At 40.3% G+C, this 19,734-nt stretch carries 15 protein-coding genes and 1 riboswitch; of the genes, 4 read left to right on the forward strand and 11 right to left on the reverse strand.

Features of this window, described 5'->3' with window-relative positions; all coding sequences use genetic code 11:
- Positions 1-28 precede the first annotated feature (28 nt).
- From DO88_RS09165 to DO88_RS09145, 5 genes are all read right to left on the reverse strand, one after another.
- Complete coding sequence (locus DO88_RS09165) at positions 29-790, reverse strand: SapC family protein (RefSeq protein WP_033039440.1); 762 nt, start codon at positions 788-790, stop codon at positions 29-31.
- Positions 791-802: 12 nt separating this feature from the next.
- Positions 803-2,329: a tryptophan halogenase family protein gene (locus tag DO88_RS09160; RefSeq protein ID WP_008133381.1), complete on the reverse strand. Its 1,527-nt coding sequence runs from the start codon at positions 2,327-2,329 to the stop codon at positions 803-805.
- A 173-nt stretch (positions 2,330-2,502) separates the two neighbouring features.
- The gene (locus tag DO88_RS09155) at positions 2,503-5,250 is read right to left on the reverse strand and encodes a TonB-dependent receptor (RefSeq protein WP_033039443.1); all 2,748 of its coding nucleotides are present in this window, start codon (positions 5,248-5,250) and stop codon (positions 2,503-2,505) included.
- A 186-nt stretch (positions 5,251-5,436) separates the two neighbouring features.
- On the reverse strand, positions 5,437-6,411 hold the full coding sequence (locus DO88_RS09150; protein WP_033039446.1) for an aldose epimerase family protein: 975 nt from the start codon (positions 6,409-6,411) through the stop codon (positions 5,437-5,439).
- A 200-nt stretch (positions 6,412-6,611) separates the two neighbouring features.
- Entirely contained in the window at positions 6,612-7,010 is a 399-nt protein-coding gene (locus tag DO88_RS09145; protein WP_033039449.1) for an acyl-CoA thioesterase, read from the reverse strand.
- Between the two features lie 33 nt (positions 7,011-7,043).
- On the opposite strand from DO88_RS09145, the gene DO88_RS09140 reads away from it, so the two are divergent.
- Positions 7,044-7,748: a 2OG-Fe(II) oxygenase gene (locus DO88_RS09140; protein ID WP_033029215.1), complete on the forward strand. Its 705-nt coding sequence runs from the start codon at positions 7,044-7,046 to the stop codon at positions 7,746-7,748.
- Between the two features lie 20 nt (positions 7,749-7,768).
- On the opposite strand, the gene DO88_RS09135 is transcribed toward DO88_RS09140, so the two are convergent.
- The 6 genes from DO88_RS09135 to DO88_RS09115 all read right to left on the reverse strand — a co-directional run bounded on the left by DO88_RS09135 (position 7,769) and on the right by DO88_RS09115 (position 16,302).
- Complete coding sequence (locus DO88_RS09135) at positions 7,769-9,004, reverse strand: cysteine desulfurase-like protein (protein ID WP_033039451.1); 1,236 nt, start codon at positions 9,002-9,004, stop codon at positions 7,769-7,771.
- A 9-nt stretch (positions 9,005-9,013) separates the two neighbouring features.
- Positions 9,014-9,646: a 2OG-Fe dioxygenase family protein gene (locus tag DO88_RS0118320; protein ID WP_033039453.1), complete on the reverse strand. Its 633-nt coding sequence runs from the start codon at positions 9,644-9,646 to the stop codon at positions 9,014-9,016.
- 200 nt (positions 9,647-9,846) lie between these two features.
- Positions 9,847-12,444 carry a bifunctional aconitate hydratase 2/2-methylisocitrate dehydratase gene (gene acnB, locus DO88_RS09130; RefSeq protein WP_033039455.1) on the reverse strand — a complete coding sequence of 866 codons (2,598 nt, stop codon included), beginning with the start codon at positions 12,442-12,444 and terminating at the stop codon, positions 9,847-9,849.
- 292 nt (positions 12,445-12,736) lie between these two features.
- A complete protein-coding gene (locus DO88_RS09125) occupies positions 12,737-13,792 on the reverse strand; it encodes an OmpA family protein (protein WP_033039458.1) in 1,056 nt (351 codons plus the stop codon).
- 393 nt (positions 13,793-14,185) lie between these two features.
- Positions 14,186-15,595 carry a protein adenylyltransferase SelO gene (locus DO88_RS09120; RefSeq protein WP_033039460.1) on the reverse strand — a complete coding sequence of 470 codons (1,410 nt, stop codon included), beginning with the start codon at positions 15,593-15,595 and terminating at the stop codon, positions 14,186-14,188.
- Between the two features lie 8 nt (positions 15,596-15,603).
- On the reverse strand, positions 15,604-16,302 hold the full coding sequence (locus DO88_RS09115; protein WP_007376225.1) for a DNA-3-methyladenine glycosylase I: 699 nt from the start codon (positions 16,300-16,302) through the stop codon (positions 15,604-15,606).
- A 191-nt stretch (positions 16,303-16,493) separates the two neighbouring features.
- A riboswitch (Lysine riboswitch) is annotated at positions 16,494-16,694 on the forward strand.
- Between the two features lie 190 nt (positions 16,695-16,884).
- Between DO88_RS09115 and dapA the strand changes: the two genes are divergently transcribed.
- From dapA to DO88_RS09100, 3 genes are read left to right on the forward strand one after another with little or no spacing between them, the layout of a single operon-like run.
- Positions 16,885-17,769: a 4-hydroxy-tetrahydrodipicolinate synthase gene (gene dapA, locus DO88_RS09110; protein ID WP_033039463.1), complete on the forward strand. Its 885-nt coding sequence runs from the start codon at positions 16,885-16,887 to the stop codon at positions 17,767-17,769.
- A 15-nt stretch (positions 17,770-17,784) separates the two neighbouring features.
- A complete protein-coding gene (locus DO88_RS09105) occupies positions 17,785-18,525 on the forward strand; it encodes a 2,3,4,5-tetrahydropyridine-2,6-dicarboxylate N-succinyltransferase (RefSeq protein WP_008133358.1) in 741 nt (246 codons plus the stop codon).
- Positions 18,525-19,730: a PLP-dependent decarboxylase gene (locus DO88_RS09100; protein WP_033039466.1), complete on the forward strand. Its 1,206-nt coding sequence runs from the start codon at positions 18,525-18,527 to the stop codon at positions 19,728-19,730. Before DO88_RS09105 ends, DO88_RS09100 begins: the two co-directional genes overlap by 1 nt.
- Positions 19,731-19,734 lie beyond the last annotated feature (4 nt).

Below are 19,734 nucleotides of genomic sequence, written 5' to 3' on the forward strand. Positions count from 1 at the left end.
CTCTTATATGTGTGTGAAAATAGACACGCTATAGCGCGTGTGAATCTCGACTTAGTTCTAATTTAATTTGCTTTAAAGGTTTGAGGTCTGAATGCTGATTATGAAGTTTCACTAAGGCGTTAAGCTGAAACAGTGAAATAAGCATGCTGTTAAGCACACTTAAGTAACCCTTCTTTTGTAGTTCCGCAATGGTATTGCTATCTAGTGTTTGCAGTTTGTCTTCATCAACGGTGCTCAAACCTTGAATGGTTTGGGTTTCGCCTTGTTCAAACTGTAAAACAATATCAATATTTTTAATGAGCCCTAAGCACGCTACTTCCTGGGCAAATTGATATGTTTGATAGTCATTTTTTAAATCGCTCTCAAGTAGCTTTTGTTGCGAATTTAAAAATAAGCTTGGGTTACCTTTAGCATCAAATAGTGCCTCGCCTTGCTGCGAGTTTACAGCTGAGCTTTGCTCATCAATCGCAATAAAGTAATCGCTACTGTTTGCTTCACGGGTCATTAAATGAAGAGGGTGAGTTTGCATACATACAGGTGTGTAAAGTGCCTGCCATTGGTTGTTATTCACCAATAAACTTTGCCCGGCGTTAAAACTTGTTAACGCTGATATTGTGTAGCTGCCATTTTGTGCGTTATGGGCTAAAAAAATAGGTAAGTCGCAGGCTACTTTAGCCACTTCGTTAGCTCTTAAATTAACTAAATGCTGTGTTTTTGCGTATTCAACGGCTGCATTGGGGTTAATTTTTAATGTTTGGTGTTTAGTGTTTACGAGTTCACTAATAGCCATAGTTACACATCCTTAAACTGGGTTAGCTGCTAGCCACTGCTCTATAAAAGCACGATGTGGCGGCAAAGTTTGTAACATCTGCTGTGTAAGCTGGCTGTTACGTTCAATTATTTGTTTGGCTTGCACATGTTGTGAATACAAATATGCTTGTTTAGTAAAGTCTGGCTTAAAGCCCATACCGTACAAAACATACTGATAACTGGCAGCAGGGAATAACTCTAATGCGCCATGAAAGTCTTGAATAAGTGGACCGCGGCTTCCCCAAAGAAGTAAGTCTTCTTGCAGGGTTTGTGGAATAGTATCGGGCTGTACATGTGCTTGCCAGTAAGGTTCTGGGCGCTTGGTTAGCATGTAATGTAGCTTTAAAAAGTCGATAATACGCTGCCAGCGGTAATCCATTTGCTCGTTAAAGCGTTTAGCTACAATAGGCATTACTTGTGTATCTGCTGGCATATGCTCTGCTACAAAGCGTGCTGAAATTTCAACAAGCATAATAGCGGTTGCTTCAAGCGGCTCCACAAACCCTGCCGACATACCAATGGCAACACAGTTTTTATGCCAAAACTTTTCACGGTAGCCCGACTCAAAGCTAATCTTACGGGCAGTTAAACAGTTTGCTGCATCGCCTAAATAGTTTCTTAGGTTTTGCTCTGCTTCATCGTCTGATAGAAACTTGCTTGAATATACATGCCCTACACCTCGGCGGTGCGTTAAACCTATATCCCAAATCCATCCAGCGTTTTGCGCTGTTGCTATGGTATGGCTGGCTAAGGAGTCATCGTTTTCATCATAAGGGACTTGCATCGCCAGAGCGCTGTCGTTAAATAGCACGTGGTCCATTTTTTTAAACGGTACGTTGAGCGCTTGGCCTAATAACAATGATGAAAAACCAGTACAGTCTATAAATAAATCAGCGCTTATAGTGCGGGTTTGATCTTTTAGAGTAAGCTCATTTATTGCACCATCGTCATCAAGTTTTACCTGATCAACAGTACCAATAATATGCTCTACGCCAAGCTTACTTTTACAATGCTGTTTAAGCATTTCTGCAAAAGCGCCGGCATCTAAGTGATAAGCGTAATTACAATTACCTTGATATTCACCTTGCGCTATACCCCGTGGGGCTAAGCTTGCTTCGCAAATATCATGTTGAAAATTAGTTTGCTGTGCAAAGTCTTCAACATTATCTAAATAAGGGGCTAAATCTATGCGGCCGTAGCCTAGCGGTACAGTAAATGGATGGTAGTAAAAATCGTTGTTGCCGTGCGTCCAATTTACAAATTTACCACCTTGCTTAAAGGTAGCGTTACAGGCTTTAAATACATCAACTTCACGCAAACCTATTTGCTGAAGAGTGTTTTTCATAGTGGGCCAGGTACCTTCACCTACACCAATTGTTGGAATATCTGACGATTCAACCAACATCACTTTTAAGCCGTCACCATTTTTACCTTGGTGATACGAAGCTATAATTGCAGCGCTCAGCCATCCTGCTGTGCCGCCACCAATTACGGCGATTGTTTTTATTGTTTTATTCATAACGGACTACTCTTTGAGTACTTTATTGATAACCGGCTAGACAACAAATGCCCTTTCGGGCATTTGTTTAAATTAGTCTCATTTTGTGCAAAATAGCTACTAACTTTATTAGTAACAGGACTTATAATGCACTGCAATGAAAACTAAGAGGCAGTCGCTGCCTCTGCTATCAATTAAAACGATCCACGAATACCAAACGCGTAACGTGAGCCATTATCTTCTACTGAATAGATTTGGTTAGCAAAACGACCTGTTTGTACTAGCTCTTCTTCAGTGATATTGATGCCTTCAGCAAAAATAGTGAAGTTTTCGTTAATATCGTAGCTTGCACTAATATCCCACTGACCGTAAGTTTCTACGTTCACTGGTTCACCGTTAAAGCCATTATCAACTAAGCGTAAAAAGCCTTCACGGTTGTTAAATGCAACACGTGCTTGCCAGTTATCTTGCTCATAAAACAATATTAAGTTTTGCGAATCGCCTAAACCTTCAAGTGCAAACGTTTGTGTGGTGTCTGCGCCTACGCTAATGTCACTATCTACGACTGTGGCATTGGCTATAATACCAAAGCCATTATCAAATATGTGCGTCACACCAACTTCATAGCCCGTTACTTTAGCTGACTCACCATTTTGAGGGCGAGTTACTGTGTATACCTCTGAACTACCATTGAGTTCATCATCAGCTTGGTCTGTACATGTAGTACACGCAAAATCAGGACCCGAACGGTCAGACATTTCAAATGTTTCTGCACCTGTTAGCGTGACAATGAAGTCATCAACTTCTTTACTAAATACTGCAAAGCTAAATAAGTTAGCATCGTTGTAGTACCACTCGTAAGAAATATCCCAGTTTTCTGATTGGAATGGCTTAAGAGCAGGGTTGCCACCATTTGCCGTTAAGTTTTGACGACGAGGCTCGTTAAACGTAGTCGCTGGTGATAACTGCGACATCGTTGGACGAGTAATACTGTCGTACGTAGCAAAACGTAAAATCATATTGTCTTGCAGTTCTAACTTAACATTTAAAGATGGTAGTAAGTTTGAGTAGCTAGTCCCTTGTTCAATGCTTGTGGCCGGACCAAATACGTTAGCAAACAAAGTTGCATCCGTCGTTGGGATTACATCACTAATAAAGCTCTGTATTGCAGCTACTTCAATATCAGTTTCAGAATAACGTGCACCTAAGTTAACGGTTACAGGCATATCCGCAAGGTCAAAACCAAGCGTAAAGTCCATGTATAGGCTGGTGATGTCTTCGTTGATTGTGTAACGGTTATTTTGTAATGTTGGCTCTACTGGGAAACCTTGATCGGCTAAATAATCAAGCATTTTATCACCGTCGTAGGTGTAAAATGTATCGATCAAACCTGGGAAGTAGTTACTTGCTTGATAGGCTTCAAAATCAATTGCATCAAGTGGTGCTTGCGTCCCATAACCACAAAATTGACATTGAGTACCATAAACTTGAAAACTTGATTTTTCACGCTCTTGGCGATAAGCACCAAAGTTGATTCGATCTACAGGGCCTTTATCTGGCACGTATTCAAAATCAGCTTTTACTTCTGTGATTTCATCTTCATCTGTAAACTGAAGACCGACTTCATTGTAGTGAAGGCGCGCAAGGCTAGGATCTGGGAGTGAACCATTTTCAAACCCGTCATGCTGAACAGTAGGAACACTGCCTGTACCATCAAAGCTATAGCTATTAATAATACCTACAACATTAAAACGGTCAGTACCTGCACGGTCATTTTCAGCTGTTGAGCGAGACACATCAAATTTAGCTTTTAATAATTCGTTTACTTGCCAATCTACGTTAATACCAAATGCTTTATTAGTTACATCACGAGAGTTACGAGTGTGCGACACAAAGTCACTTGCAGGGTCGCCACTTGGCGCACCTAAACCCACTTCTTGAGAGAAAGTTAAAAGCGTGCCTGTTTCTGGATCAATCGTTGCGCTACCTACGCGGTCTGGTTCAAACCAAGATGCTAAATCGCGTACTGTTGAATCAACTTCAAATTTTGAAATCATGCCATCAACAGTAATAGTAACATCGTCAGATGGCGCATATTGCAGTACTAAACTTGCATTTGTACGCTCACGATCTTGCTCATCAACAACTTGGTCCCAGTTACGTGGAATATAGGCATTTTCAAACAATACACCATCAGTTGGATTAGAGATTGTTTGGCCGCCGCGCCAACCTGCCGTTAAAATTTGGTTATTTTGAAGTTTACGTTGTTGATTAGTGATGGCAAAAAGCACACCTAGCTTATCATCGTTAAACGTATTACTTATTAAGAATGATGTTGATGGGGATACTTCTTCAGAAAGGCTTTCGTACATACCTTTAACTGAACCTAAAATATGTAAACCACCAAAATCAAAAGGACGTGCTGTAGTTACGTTAACCGTACCACCAATGCCGCCTTCTTGAAGCGTTGCTGTATTACTTTTATAAATATCAGCACCGGTGATTTGATCTGCGGCTAATACATCAAAATTAAATTCACGACCTGCACTGTCTGTCGCAATTTGACGACCATTAACAAGTACAGTATTAAATTGTGGACCAAAACCACGAATAGTTACCGCTTGTCCTTCACCACCACTGCGGTCAATTGCTACACCTGTAATACGTTGCAGAGATTCTGCTACGTTTAAATCAGGAAATTTACCAAGATCTTCTGCTTTAATCCCGTCTGTAACAACATTAGATGCTTTTTTATCTAACATTGATGAACGTAAGCTGCTACGGATACCCGTTACTGCGATAACTTCAACATCCTCATTTACTACTGTAGACGTATCGCCTTCAGCGCCTTGAGCTGCAACGTTTCCGCTTGCCAATATGCCAGTGATAGCAATACTGATCGCGGTTTTCTTGTTGAACGATAACTTATTGTTAATTATCATTTTTTAAAAACTCCTGATTGTGTGTAGTCGTTGTGTCGTTGTGCTAGTGCAAATAGTTTCAAATACTATTTATATTATAAATACTTTAAATCAAGCTGAAGTGCAACCTTTTCCTTGATTGTAGAGCGTTATTTATTACCGTATTTTTTCTTTTTATTTTCTTTAAATTAACATCAACATATTAAGTTAATTACAAAATGCGTAAATAATAACCTGTTCATAAACTTCATCAGGTAATAAATTAGCTTTTGGATAATTTTCACGGTTTGGCGCGTCAGGCCAATTTTGCGCTTCAACACACAAAGCTTGTCGTGCTTTAAACGGCGCACCGACGAAGTTAGCGGTGTATAACTGCATACCTGGCTGAGTGCTTTTGAGCGTTAAATTAACCTTCGTGTGTGGCGAGGTTAATGTAGCCATCGTCTTTAAACTGCTGTCATCATTAAAAATATAGCAGTGGTCAAAGCCATTTCCAGCTTCTAGCTGAGGATGAATGGCGCTTAATGCCTCCCCAACTTGACTTGGTTTGGTAAAATCAAAACAACTACCTGTCACTAATGCCGCTTCATTAAGCGGGATGCTGGTTTTATCGATGGGAAGGTAGTGACTGGTATTTACTTGAACAGAATGATCATTAATTGATTCGCTGCCATCAAGGTTAAAATAACAATGGTTAGTAAAATTAACGAGTGTTTCTTTGTTAGTCGTAGCTTTAAAGCGTAATGCAAGCTCGCCATTTTTAGCACTAATCGTTTGCCAAACCTGTAACTCACCGGGGAAGCCTTGCTCACCATCGGGCGAGCAATAATAAAGCTCAACTTCACTTTCAGTTTGTTTGGTTACTTGCCAAAGTACTTTATTAAAGCCTTTAACACCGCCATGTAAGCTATTAGGGCCGTTGTTCGTTTCTAATTGATACTGCGTACCAGATAAGCTGAAACGCCCCTTTGCAATACGGTTAGCGTATCTACCTACTGTAGCGCCAAGGTAAAATGGGTTTTCAAGATAGTATTGAGGGTCATCGACGCAAAGTGTCATTTCTTGCTTTTTAAACTTTATGCTTTTAATTATTGCACCAAATGGCAAAATTTCAGCGGTTAAATCTTTACCATCACTGAGCTGAATAACTTGTAAAAGCTGGTTATTGGCAATAGCTACCACATGTATTCTCCAATCAAATTACCGAATTAACATTTTCTGTTATGACGGCGCAACAATATATATTATAAATAGTATATAACTGAAGCCTGTAACTCAATCTAAATACGTTAAAATTTCTCGATAAAAATTTACAGCTGCCATTATTTATTTACAATAATTAAGCTTCGCCGGAGGTTATATAAAATATAGGCTCCTCAAGGTCAGCTTCTTTGGCATATATGCTCATTAAGCGCTGTTTTTTCGTCAATACTAAGGGCCTGCTTTGATTTTGCGATAAAATCGTATCTCACCATAACGGCTTTACCTATTGCGCAGCATTTATCATCTTGCCATGCTTCTTGCCTAAGCGTAAAAGAGCTAGTGCCTATATGCTCTACAGAGGTTTTTACTGTTACTTCGTGGCCATAAAATAATTCGCCTACAAACGACACTTCAACTTTGGCAATTATCAACTTCCAATCATGTGGATTTAAATCAGGCGTAAAAAACTTAAAAATAGGTGCACGTGCAACTTCAAACCATACCGGGAGTACGGTATTGTTAATGTGTCCGAGCGCATCAGTTTCACTAAAGCGCGGCATCACTTTTTCAATAAACATAAAAATCCAATAATAATTATATAAAGGTTACTCATGACGGACTTTATTCGCGTATACGATAACGCGCTAAGCAATGATTTTTGCGATGAATTTATTACCACATTCGCGCAAAGCCCGCATGTAAGACAAGGGGTGACATCGGGCGGTGTCGATCTAAAGAAAAAAGACAGCCACGATCTACACTTAAATAATCACCCCGAATATGCTCAGCAATTAAAACATATACAACAAACAACTGCACAGCATGTTTTTAAGTATGTTGAAGAGCATATTTTTATGATGATTGGGGCGTTTGGTTTAAAGGTATATCATCCAAAAACGGGGGAAGTAGTTGATTTAACTCATGCTAATTTTGAAGAAGTAGGAAAGCCGCAACTCCCCGTTTTAGTGCAGCAGATTTTTAGACTTGGCAATATTCAAGCGCAAAAATACGAAGTAAACAAAGGTGGCTACCCTTACTGGCACAGTGAAGTTTATCCGCAGCTACAGCACAATGAAGCATTACATCGCGTGTTGCTATTTATGTTTTACTTAAACGATGTAGAAGAAGGTGGTGAAACAGAGTTTTATTATCAAAACCGTAAAATAGCCCCTAAAAAAGGCACTATGGTAATAGCACCTGGCTACTTTACACATACTCATAGAGGCAATAAGCCAGTATCAAACGATAAGTATATTTTAACATCGTGGGTACTGTTTAATCGAGCAGAACAAATATATGGTGCGCCTAAGAGTTAGCGCACCAAAATCAGTATTATTTAACCGAGCAGTTCATCAAATAAATTAAACAACTGATCTAGCTCTTCAATGGTGTTGTAGTGCATACAACCAATGCGCACTACACCGCCTTTGTCGAGTACACCTAACTGCTTACACAAACCTTGCGCGTAAAAGTTACCGTCCCACACACAAATATGCTGTTTGCCTAAAAATTCTGAAACGGCGCGTGGCTCAAGCCCTTCAAAAATTAAAGCAAAGGTAGGTGTACGCTCATTAAGGCGATCAAAATCATCAATACCAAACAAATTAATGCGTGGATAATTAACTAAGCGCGTTAAAAAGTGTTCGCTAAGCGCCATTTCGTGCTGCTTAGTTTTAGCAAAAGCCACGCTTAACTTTTTGCGGCGTGAATGGCTATCATCAAGCTCACTAATCGCCGCAATATAATCAACAGCCGCGATAAAACCAGCCATTGCTTCAAAGCTTTGTGTGCCGGTTTCCCAGCGACCTGGTGCTATGTCTTTAGCTGGCTCAACTTTGTACGGTGTAAACCCATCTAAATGCTCTTTTTTACCGTAAACCATACCCAAATGCGGACCAAAAAACTTATACGCCGAGCAAGCTAAAAAGTCGCAATCAAGTGCTTGTACATCAACAAGTTCATGCGGTGCGTAATGCACTGCATCAACATAAACAAGTGCGCCTACGCTGTGAGCAAGCTCTACAATGCGTTTAATATTATTAATTGAACCTGTGGTATTTGACGCATACGTTACCGCAACAAGCTTAGTATTACTGTTTAATAAGCTTTCAAACTGCGCCATATCTAAGCTGCAATCAGCTTCGTTAATAAGCGCAGTATTTACAACAACACCTTTATCTTCTGCGGCTTGTTGCCATGACGATACATTCGAGAAGTGATCAGCGTTAGTTACAATTATTTCATCGCCAGCCTGCCAATCACGCGAAATTGCACGGCTAAAGCTAAATGTGAGGCTGGTCATGTTTGGACCAAACACAATTTGTTGTGAGCTAGGTGCATTAAGTAAGTCAGCGGCGGCTTGGCGCGCATTCGCCATCAACTCAACCGTTTTATCACTTGAAAAAAACGCGCCACCTAAGTTCGAATTATAATGACCTAAATAAGCAGTCATCGCAGTAAGCACCGATGTTGGTACTTGCGAGCCGCCTGGTCCGTCTAAAAATATTGGCGATTTACCATCAACGTTTTGCATTAATGCTGGAAATTGCTCACGTAATTGCGTTATGTTCATGCTTATTCCTTAAGACGTTAATACAAAACAATCCAGGTAACCTGGTTTGCTAGCATCAATTTTGTTCATAGGTGTTGCGTTGTGCCACACTTGACGGTCGTTTATTAATGCAAACATGCCGTCTTTTATTTCCATTTTAAAACAAGGCTCAGCTTGCTTGTTTTCGTATACAAGCAGTTCGCCACCTTCTAAGTTCTCGTGAGATACGCCGCATATACATACATGGTCAAAACCATCTTGATGAACGCCTTCTGGCGCTGCAGGTGTATCGCTATCAATGGCAAGCATGCGGAACTGATGAATTTCAATATCGCGCTGCTCATCAATACCGGTAAGTTGGCGAAACTCATTGACGATATTTTTCATACCCTCTGATTCAAGTAAACTTTGCTCTAGGTTTTCGTAAGTACGCTCTACATTACCCTGAAAAGTATTAATTGAATCGTCTTGAACAAATGCTTTGGTTTTTTGTAACTTTATTTCACCATTTAGCATTTTAACTACTGAATAACGACGTTTACGAAAAGCACCATCTGCATATGGATTTGCAGGCAGGTTATCAAAAGAAGGCTTAACCAAATCAATATTTACTTGGTTAATAAAACGTAGTTGCAGTAAATTCTGGTTGTTTAATGCTGTCATAAAATCTCGCCTAAAATAATGAGAATATTGGTGAGGATTTTAATGCATATTGAGAGGATTTTTTGCTTTATTACTCAACTTAAAAACAACTTAAGGCCAGAGTTAATACAAAAATATAAAAAAAGAAGCATGAACTATCTAATATTTATTTTAGTCAATAAAAAACCCGCCAAAGCGGGTTTTTAAACAAACTTTAAAAATTATACAGCTTGTTGAATAATAACCTTGTCTGCTTTTTTAGTGTAAGCAGGCATACGGTGGAAGTTCAAGTAACGGTAAGTATCTGCAGCCGTTGCATTGATCTTCGCTGCGTACTCTTGGTACTCAGCTGGAGTAGGTAATTTACCTAAGATAGCCGCTACAGCAGCAAGTTCTGCTGATGCTAAGAATACGTTTGCACCATTACCTAAACGGTTAGGGAAGTTACGTGTAGAGGTAGACACAACCGTTGCTTTGTCTGCAACGCGTGCTTGGTTACCCATACAAAGTGAACAACCTGGTGTTTCGATACGTGCACCAACACGTCCAAAGATACCGTAGTAACCCTCTTCAGTAAGCTGGTCTTTATCCATCTTAGTTGGTGGAGCAACCCAAAGTTGAGTTGGTAACTGACCTTTAAAGCCATCTAGTAATTTACCCGCTGCGCGGAAATGACCGATGTTAGTCATACAAGAACCGATGAACACTTCGTCGATTTTCTCGCCAGTAACGTCAGATAGTAAGCGCGCATCATCTGGGTCATTTGGAGCACAAAGAACGGGTTCTTTAATCTCAGCTAAATCAATTTCAAGTACATGCTTGTACTCTGCATCAGCATCAGCTTCCATTAGTTCTGGGTTAGCTAACCAATCTTGCATTGCAGTAATACGACGCTCAATAGTACGTACATCGCCGTAACCTTCAGAGATCATCCATTTAAGCATAACAATGTTTGACTCTAGGTATTCTGCGATAGATTCTTTAGAAAGTTTAACCGCACAACCTGCAGCTGAACGCTCTGCAGATGCATCTGATAATTCAAATGCTTGCTCAACAGTAAGGTGTTCAACGCCTTCAATTTCTAGTACACGACCAGAGAATTCGTTAATTTTACCTTTTTTCTCAACTGTTAATAAACCCGCTTTGATACCGTAGTAAGGAATTGCATGTACAAGGTCACGTAAAGTGATACCTGGTTGCATTTCGCCTTTAAAACGAACCAAAATAGATTCTGGCATATCAAGTGGCATAACACCCGTTGCTGCTGCGAATGCAACTGCACCCGAACCTGCTGGGAATGAAATACCTAATGGGAAACGAGTATGTGAATCACCACCAGTACCTACAGTATCTGGTAGTAACATACGGTTTAACCATGAGTGAATTACACCATCACCTGGGCGAAGTGAAACACCGCCACGGTTCATGATGAAATCAGGAAGCGTATGGTGAGTGTTTACATCAATAGGTTTAGGATAAGCTGATGTATGACAGAAAGACTGCATGGTTAAATCTGCAGAAAAACCTAAACAAGCTAGATCTTTAAGTTCATCACGTGTCATAGGACCTGTTGTATCTTGCGAACCAACAGTTGTCATTTTAGGCTCACAGTATTGACCTGGGCGAATACCTGCAACGTTACATGCTTTACCAACCATTTTTTGCGCTAGTGTGAAGCCTTTGTCAGATACTTCTGTTGCTGTTGGTACTTTAAATACGTCAGTTGGAGCTAGACCAAGTGATGTACGTGCTTTATCAGTTAAACCACGACCGATAATTAGTGGAATACGACCACCAGCACGAACTTCATCTAAAATCACATCAGATTTAAGCTCAAAAGTAGAAATCACTTTATCAGTACCATGTTGCTTAACAACACCTTCGTACGGGTAAATGTCGATTTGCTCGCCCATGTTAAGCTCATCAACATTTAACTCGATTGGTAATGCGCCTGAATCTTCCATTGTATTGAAAAAGATTGGCGCAATTTTATTACCTAGACATACACCGCCAACACGCTTGTTTGGTACGAACGGGATATCATCGCCCATAAACCAAAGTACAGAGTTAGTTGCAGACTTACGAGAAGAACCAGTACCAACAACATCACCTACATATGCAAGTGGTAGGCCTTTAGTTTTTAATTCTTCAAGCTGAGAGATTGGACCTACTTCGCCTGGCTTGTCTGGTGTAATTCCATCACGTTCAATTTTTAGCATTGCTAAAGCATGTAGTGGGATATCTGGACGAGACCATGCATCTGGTGCAGGTGACAAGTCATCCGTATTTGTTTCGCCAGTTACTTTAAATACAGTAACTGAGATCTTTTCAGCAACAGCTGGCTTATTAGTAAACCATTGCGCATTTGCCCAAGACTCAATAATTTGCTTAGCGAATGTGTTACCCGCTTTTGCTTTTTCTTCAACATCGTAGAACGCATCAAACATAAGTAATGTATTTGAAAGGCCTTTAACTACGATTGGTGCAAGTGTTTCGTCATCAAGTAGGTCAATCATTGGTGCGATATTGTAACCGCCCAACATTGTACCTAATAATTCTGCCGCTTTTTCTTTAGAAACAAGTGGAGAATTAGTTTCACCTTTAGCTATAGCTGCTAAAAATCCCGCTTTAATATAAGCAGCATCATCAACACCCGCTGGTATACGCTGAATAAACAAATCTAAAATGAATTCTTCTTCACCTGCAGGTGGAGTTTTGATTAATTCAATAAGATCAGCAGTTTGCTGAGCATCTAATGGCGCTGGTACGATACCTAACGCGGCACGTTCTTCTACGTGTTTACGATATTCTTGTAGCACAATATTGCCCTCTTGGTGACGTGAAAGTATCCGGTAGCGCTTCAAGCGCAAATAAGTTACCCAATACTTATAGTATTCTAACGCGTAATTATAAAGCTTTTATGGATAGATGAAAATCCATCCAGTTACGCAACTGATTATACCGATTATAAATACTATGAATAGTGGTTGTAGTAAAAACTATTCCCATGAATACTTGTTAAGTAATAATCATTACCATTAACCAATATTAATTTATTACAGACATAAAAAAACCCAGCTCTTGGCTGGGTTTCTATTACAAACTATTTAATTAACGTAAAACTTTAACGTTTTTGATAGTTTTGATATGCGCTTCTACACGACGGTTTTCTGCGTTTGCAGCTTTAGTGTTTGCATCATTTTTAAGACGCTCTTCACCTAAACCAACTGTAGTAATGCGATCTTGAGCAATACCATCAGCAACAAGTTGCTTAGCTACAGCATCAGCACGCTTTTTAGATAACCATTTATTGTAAGTTGCTTTACCTACAGCTGAAGTGTGACCTTCTAAAAGCACTGTTGTACCTGGGTACTCTTTTAAGAACTCAGATACTTTTTCGATATCATTTAAGTACTGAGTAGATACTGCTGATGTATTATTAGGGAAAGTCACTAATAAGCTTACAGTTACTTCTTTATCTTCATATAAAGTACAACCAGTGCCATCAACTGCGTCAGTCATTGGCGTGTTTGGACATCTATCGTCAGCATCTAAAATATTATCATTGTCGCTGTCTAAAGGAGCAACTGCAACTTCAACTACTTCTGGAGCTGGTTTTACTGGCTCAACTGGTGCTGAGTTTTGGCCAAATAAGTAGTTAATACCAATTTTAGCGCCTACATCTGTGTAACCACGGTCAAGACCTTGGTATACAGCTGTTTCAGCATTTACAAATAAACCATCTGTAATGAAATGTTGGTAACCAACACCTGCATTTAAGAATGTGTTGTCATCTACTACGTCCATTTCTTTAATACCGAAAAGACCGTAGAAAGGACCGCCATTTAAATGATAAAGAGCATCAATACCGTAACGCTCGCCATCAATACTGTTGCGGTTGCCAGCAACTTTATCAAAAGCATTGAAATCCATGTCTGCATATTCTAGGCGTGCGCTCCAGTAATCACTGAAACGGTAACCAGCTTCAACACCCCAACCAGTTGATTCATTTACATCAAGACCAGCTTGAGCACGCATGTTTTTCCAAGATGCGTCATAGTAGTCACCAAATGCGCCAATGTAGAAACCTTCTTCTTTATCTGCAGCAAATGTAGATACGCTAGTTGCAGCTAACGCAATTGCGATTGTAAGTGATTTTAATTTCATTGTTTTCTTCCCATTTTAACAATTAAAAATTGTAGCTAATCAATACTAGCTCAATCTGTTTTATACAGACTAACCGAACCTTTGTTAATCAATACTTAACGAATAATAAAGTTTATAAATTTTTTTAATTATCTATAACGACATCCAACCACCCATTGTAGGTGAAATCAAAAATATTACCTACTCTGCAAATAATTTATAGTTGTGGTTTTTTTATAAATCGATAGCCTGTGACAAAAACAGGAACAATTCAGTTAAATGCACTTTTATACACAGCAAAACTTACTTATCCTTATAAAATGGATGATAACACTAGAATTTATTTTGCTCAATCAATGAACACTTCTAAAAATGAAAAATGAATATTTATAAACTTACATCTAAAATTAATAGTTAAGTACCGCAAAAAGTACGATACCCATGATCACTTTTAGGAGGCGTCTGAAAATCGACAAGCTTATTCACTTCATTATAAGGATTGCTCAGTACTTTTAAAAAATCACTTAATAGCGCACTTGACCCCATTTCGCTGTAGTCAGTAATAATTGATTCAATGATGTGATTGCGTGGTATTACTCGAGGGTTCGCTTTTCGCATTACTGTATAACTATTTCCATCAACCCGGCTTTGCCATTTATATGCCCATTGCGCTAATGCTTCAGGAATAAGCGCTTCCTGTTTTAACGACTCGGTTAATGCATCAAAGGTATTGGTGTAATCGAGTTCATGAACTTTTAATAATGTTAACAATTCTGCAGCTAACTTTGTATCGTTTTCATCAATACCGACTAAGCCCAACTTTTTTGCCCACATAGCCGTAAATTCAATATTAAACTGTTCAGCAAAGCTATTTATATGTGGCGTCATTAGCGAAACAGCTTGCTCATCATCGTCATGAATTAGTGGTATAAGACTTTCAGCTAAACGGGCACAGTTCCAGTTAGCCATATTCGGCTGGTTACCAAATGCATAGCGGCCTTGTTTGTCAATAGAACTAAATACAGTATCAAAATCAAAACTGTTCATCATGGCACATGGGCCGTAATCAATGGTTTCTCCGCTTACTAGCGTATTATCTGTATTCATTACTCCGTGAATAAAACCAACACGCATCCAGCTCACAATTAGCTTAACTTGGTTTTTAATCACTGCGCCTAAAAAGGCTAAATAGCGCTGCGAACCTGTATCGGTTATTTCTGGGTAGTGTCGCTCTATAGCTAAATCGGCTAAATTTTTAAGCCCTTCAACATCGCCTTGCGTCGCTAAATATTGAAATGAACCAACACGAATATGGCTCGTTGCTACGCGAGTAACGATAGCCCCTGCTTGTGGCGGATTACGGTAAACCGTTTCGCCACTGCCAACAACCGCTAAGCAGCGTGTAGTTTTAACTCCCAGCGCATGCATTGCCTCGCTCATTACGTATTCACGAATAGCAGGACCAAGTGCACAACGCCCATCTCCCCCTCTTGAGTAAGGAGTAGCACCAGAGCCTTTTAATTGAATATCCCACAACTGGTTTTTATCATCATTAATAGCGCCCAGTAAATGTGCTCGCCCATCGCCTAACCGTGGTGAAAAATGTCCAAATTGGTGCCCAGAGTAACCAAGTGCTACTGCAGGAATTGCCTGTTTTTCGTTGCCGCTAAAAGTGCTGGCACGCAAATCAGCCGCAACGTTAATATTAAACTCTTTTGCTAAGCTCTCGTTCCACAGCAATAACTGAGGAGAGGCGACACTTGCAGGGAAATCTTCAATCGCGAAGTTTTCCGCGATGTCTGTGTATCTTGGCACTAATTTCATGGTAATTCCTATTGTTGCTGACTTATACCAACACGGTTGTCACCTACGCCATAAGCAACAATTAAGCTCAACTCTTGCATACTTAAGCCACTTTGCTTTTGCATTTCATTAAAAAAGGCTTGGGCTGCATTCAGTGACTTTTTAGTTTGTAAGCCGCCGTCTATAATTTTATGCGCACGCAAATAATTCTCTACATCGCGTGATAATAAAAAAGTATCTTTACCAAGTGCTCGCAATGCATAAGGGCCAGTATTTCCGCCTAAACGCGAACCATGCTTTTTTAAATACGCCCATAAACCAATAATATCGTCTGTTGGCCAATTAGCGATAAACTGGCTAAAACTGCCATGTTCTCCTGCTATCTCGTGGATCATGTAAGCATTTTCGGTAATTGTTTTTACTTTTTTATAGTTACGAACAATACGCTCATCCGTAGCTTTTTGTTCCAGCATATCGGGTGGCATCATTAATAACTTATCAACGCTAAAATCCCAAAAAACCTCTCTAAAGCCCGGCCACTTATTATTAATGACTGACCAATAAAAACCGCTTTGAAATACTTTTCGAGTAAATTCTTCAAGCCAATCGTCGTCACTTAACGTGCTTAGTTGTTTTTTAGATAACGGTTTTGCAAGTAATAACTTCAGCATTTTTTCGGAGCCTTTTCGCTCTACCGCTCGCTTATAAATATCGCTAAATTTTTCCATACTAATTAAATACCTCACTACTTATATTGCTAGTGTACGAGAAAAGCACCCAATACGTAACCACTCCCATTATGGATGAATGAATATGCATTTAGTCGCTTGACACCCAGACGGCTAAAATGCTTTAATCGCTGCAATTACCCTATTTAAATTGCTCAGGTTTGTAAGTTTTACTCTACAAACAGGTGCAAAGGGCTAGAAGAGGTGCGTTATTCAGGTAGCGTATGTTAGGAGCGCAAACTCCAGTGAGCATACGTGAGGGGAATTAACGCCGAGAAGTAATCACTTTTGCGAGGTGTTTATTTCGGGCGACTAGGTTGAACCCTAGCGACTGTCACCAATAGCTGCTTATAACAAGCAGCTTATTAGTTTGGTGGAGAGCTTCTGGTCTTAAATATTAAGGCCGTGCGCCCTATTATTTTAAGCCCATTCGCTCTTCGAATTATTAGTTCGAACGACGTTAATGCGGCTCCTTCCATAAAGCTTTTTAACTCTTCGAATAATACCAATTGCATTAAATTAGTTATCGATAAAATGATCACGTTTTTAATAAAATTGGTACAAATTATAAGTTCGTGAGAGATGATCAACAACTTCAATTTAAATGACTACTCATTGTGGACCGCGCTCGTAACGCCATTTGATCAACACGGCGATGTTGACTACAACACGTTAACTAAACTGGTTAGCGAGCAAGAAGCGGCACATAACGGTATTTTACTACTTGGCAGTACGGGCGAAGGTTTAGCACTCACGCAAAAAGAGCAACAAGCCATTGTAGAACACGTATGCCAGCTAAAACCAACAGTACCACTCATGGTTGCTGTGGGCGGTAGTAACTTAAAGCAACAAATTGAGTGGGTTAACTACTGTAATACATTGCCAATTCATAGCTTTTTACTTGGCTCACCGCTTTATGCAAAGCCCGGCGCTATAGGTCAAACTCATTGGTTTGAAAGCCTACTTAATGCAAGCGCTCACCCGTGTATGCTTTATAACGTACCGGGACGAAGTGCTGTTAGCATCCCAGCGGCAACAATTCAAAACTTACAAAACAATAAAAATTTATGGGCGTTAAAAGAAGCGAGCGGCAGTATTGCTCAGTTTGAAGCTTACCGCCAAGCCGCCCCTAATTTAGCTATTTTTAGTGGCGACGATGCGCTGATGCCTTACTTTGCACAAGCAGGTGCAAAAGGATTAGTGTCGGTAGCTGCAAATGCATGGCCCGCACAAACTCACGAGTTTGTTAAACGCAGTTTAAGTGGTCAACACCCTAATTTATTTGCCCAGTGGTCAAGCGCTATTAATAGCCTATTTGCTGTCGCAAACCCTATTCCCGTAAAGGTACTGATGCATTTGCAAGGCCGCTTAAGCAGCCCGCAACTTCGTCCACCTTTAACACATCTTGAGTTAACTCAAACCGATTGCATCACAACTGCAAACAACACCATTTTATCTTGGCATTAAATACAGGTTTTTATAATGAGCTGGTTAGAACTATTAAATAATTTAGAATCGGGCGCTGTACGCGCAGCATCACAAAACGAAAGCGGCCAATGGCAAGCTAACATAGAAGTAAAAAAAGGTATTTTAGAAGCCTTTAAAAATGGCACTAATACTGAGTTTGCAGGTGGTTTTGTTGATAAACATAACTTAGCTCCGCAAGAGTTTAGCACTGAAGATGGCGTTCGTATGGTACCAGGTGGCTCAAGTGTTCGCCGTGGTGCTTATGTGGCTAAAGGCACGATTATTATGCCACCAGCGTATGTAAACATTGGTGCATATATCGACGAAGGCACAATGGTAGATAGCCACGCATTAGTTGGCTCGTGTGCACAAGTAGGTAAAAACGTACATTTAAGTGCTGCAGTTCAGCTTGGTGGTGTACTTGAGCCAATTGGTGCAAGCCCAGTAGTGGTTGAAGATGACGCATTTATTGGCGCTGGCTGTATTATTGTTGAAGGTGTAGTTATTAAAAAAGGTGCAGTACTTGCCCCTGGCGTGCGTTTATCAGCAACTATTCCGGTATACGACTGCGTAAACGAGCGCCAACTAGATAAAGGCGAGCCAATCCCAGAGTACGCGATTGTAATACCAGGCTCTCGCCCTGCGTCAAACGAATGGGCGCGCGAGCAAGGCTTAAGCATGTCGTGTGCATTAATTGTTAAATACCGCGACGAGAAAAGCGATGCATCGTTATTGCTTGAAGAGGTTTTACGATAATGAGCTTTTTGAGCACGCCTATCAAAACCGCTGTAAATACTATTACACAACAACTTGATACACCTTTTTTTGTTTACGACCTAGATCAACTAAACACGCATCTTGCGCGTTTAGTGGCGCAAACCGATGTAAAACTATGGTACGCGGTAAAAGCAAATCCACTGTCTAAAATTATTCAAAGCTTAGACAACGCTGGCTTTAATTTTGACGTAGCAAGTAAAGGTGAGCTTGAGCAAGTACTCGCACAAGGTATTAGCTCACAGCGCGTGCTCAACACAGGGCCTGCAAAAAGCCCTAAACAAATAAAACACTTTATTGAGCGCGGCGTGCGTATATTTGTAGCAGAAAGCCTCAATCAAGTACGTTGGTTAAACCAACAAGCACAATTACAAAACACGCAGTTACAAGTATTACTGCGTGTGCAATTACGTTGGCCTGAAGGTGAAAAAAACCCTCTGGGCGGCGATAGCCTTACGCCGTTTGGTATGGGTTGTGATGAGTGGCAAGCACTCAATGTAGCTGACTACCCTGCACTTAAGTTTGACGGCCTGCATATTTTTCAGTGGGGCAACATGCTTAGCACGCAAAAGCTAAGCGACTTGTGGTCACAAATGATTGCACCACTTAGTCAACTTGCCAGCGATTTAAATATTAGCCTTAAAATTCTCGATTTAGGCGGCGGCTTAGGAATTCCTTATACACAAAATGAAGCAACGCTTGATTGGGATGACTTAATTGCTGCGCTCGCTAAAATTAAAAATGATGCGGGTGTAGAAGAGCTATGGATGGAACTTGGTCGCTATGCCGTTGGCGAATGCGGTCATTACGCAAACCCAGTAGTAGAGCGCAAACAAAACTATAATCAAGAACAAGTAATTTTAAGCGGCGGTATTAATCACTTATTACGCCCTGCTGTTACCAGTCAAGATTTTCCTGCTGCATTACTGCGTGAATCCAGTGCTAAAACTCAAGCGGTCACTTTATACGGCCCGCTTTGTACAGCGCTTGATTGCCTAGGTGAACATAACCTGCCAAGCGATTTAAATGAGCACGACTGGCTAGTGTTTAGCCAATGCGGTGCTTACGGCTTTACCGAAAGTATGCCGTATTTTTTATGCCATGAGCTAGCCGCCGAGTACACATTGCAAAACGGTACACTTACCTGTGTTCGCCAAGCCGAAAATGCCAGCTATTATTTAAGGTAATAAG

The organism is Pseudoalteromonas sp. S3431, assembly GCF_000690035.1.
GTDB classification, from domain to species: Bacteria; Pseudomonadota; Gammaproteobacteria; order Enterobacterales; family Alteromonadaceae; genus Pseudoalteromonas; species Pseudoalteromonas fuliginea.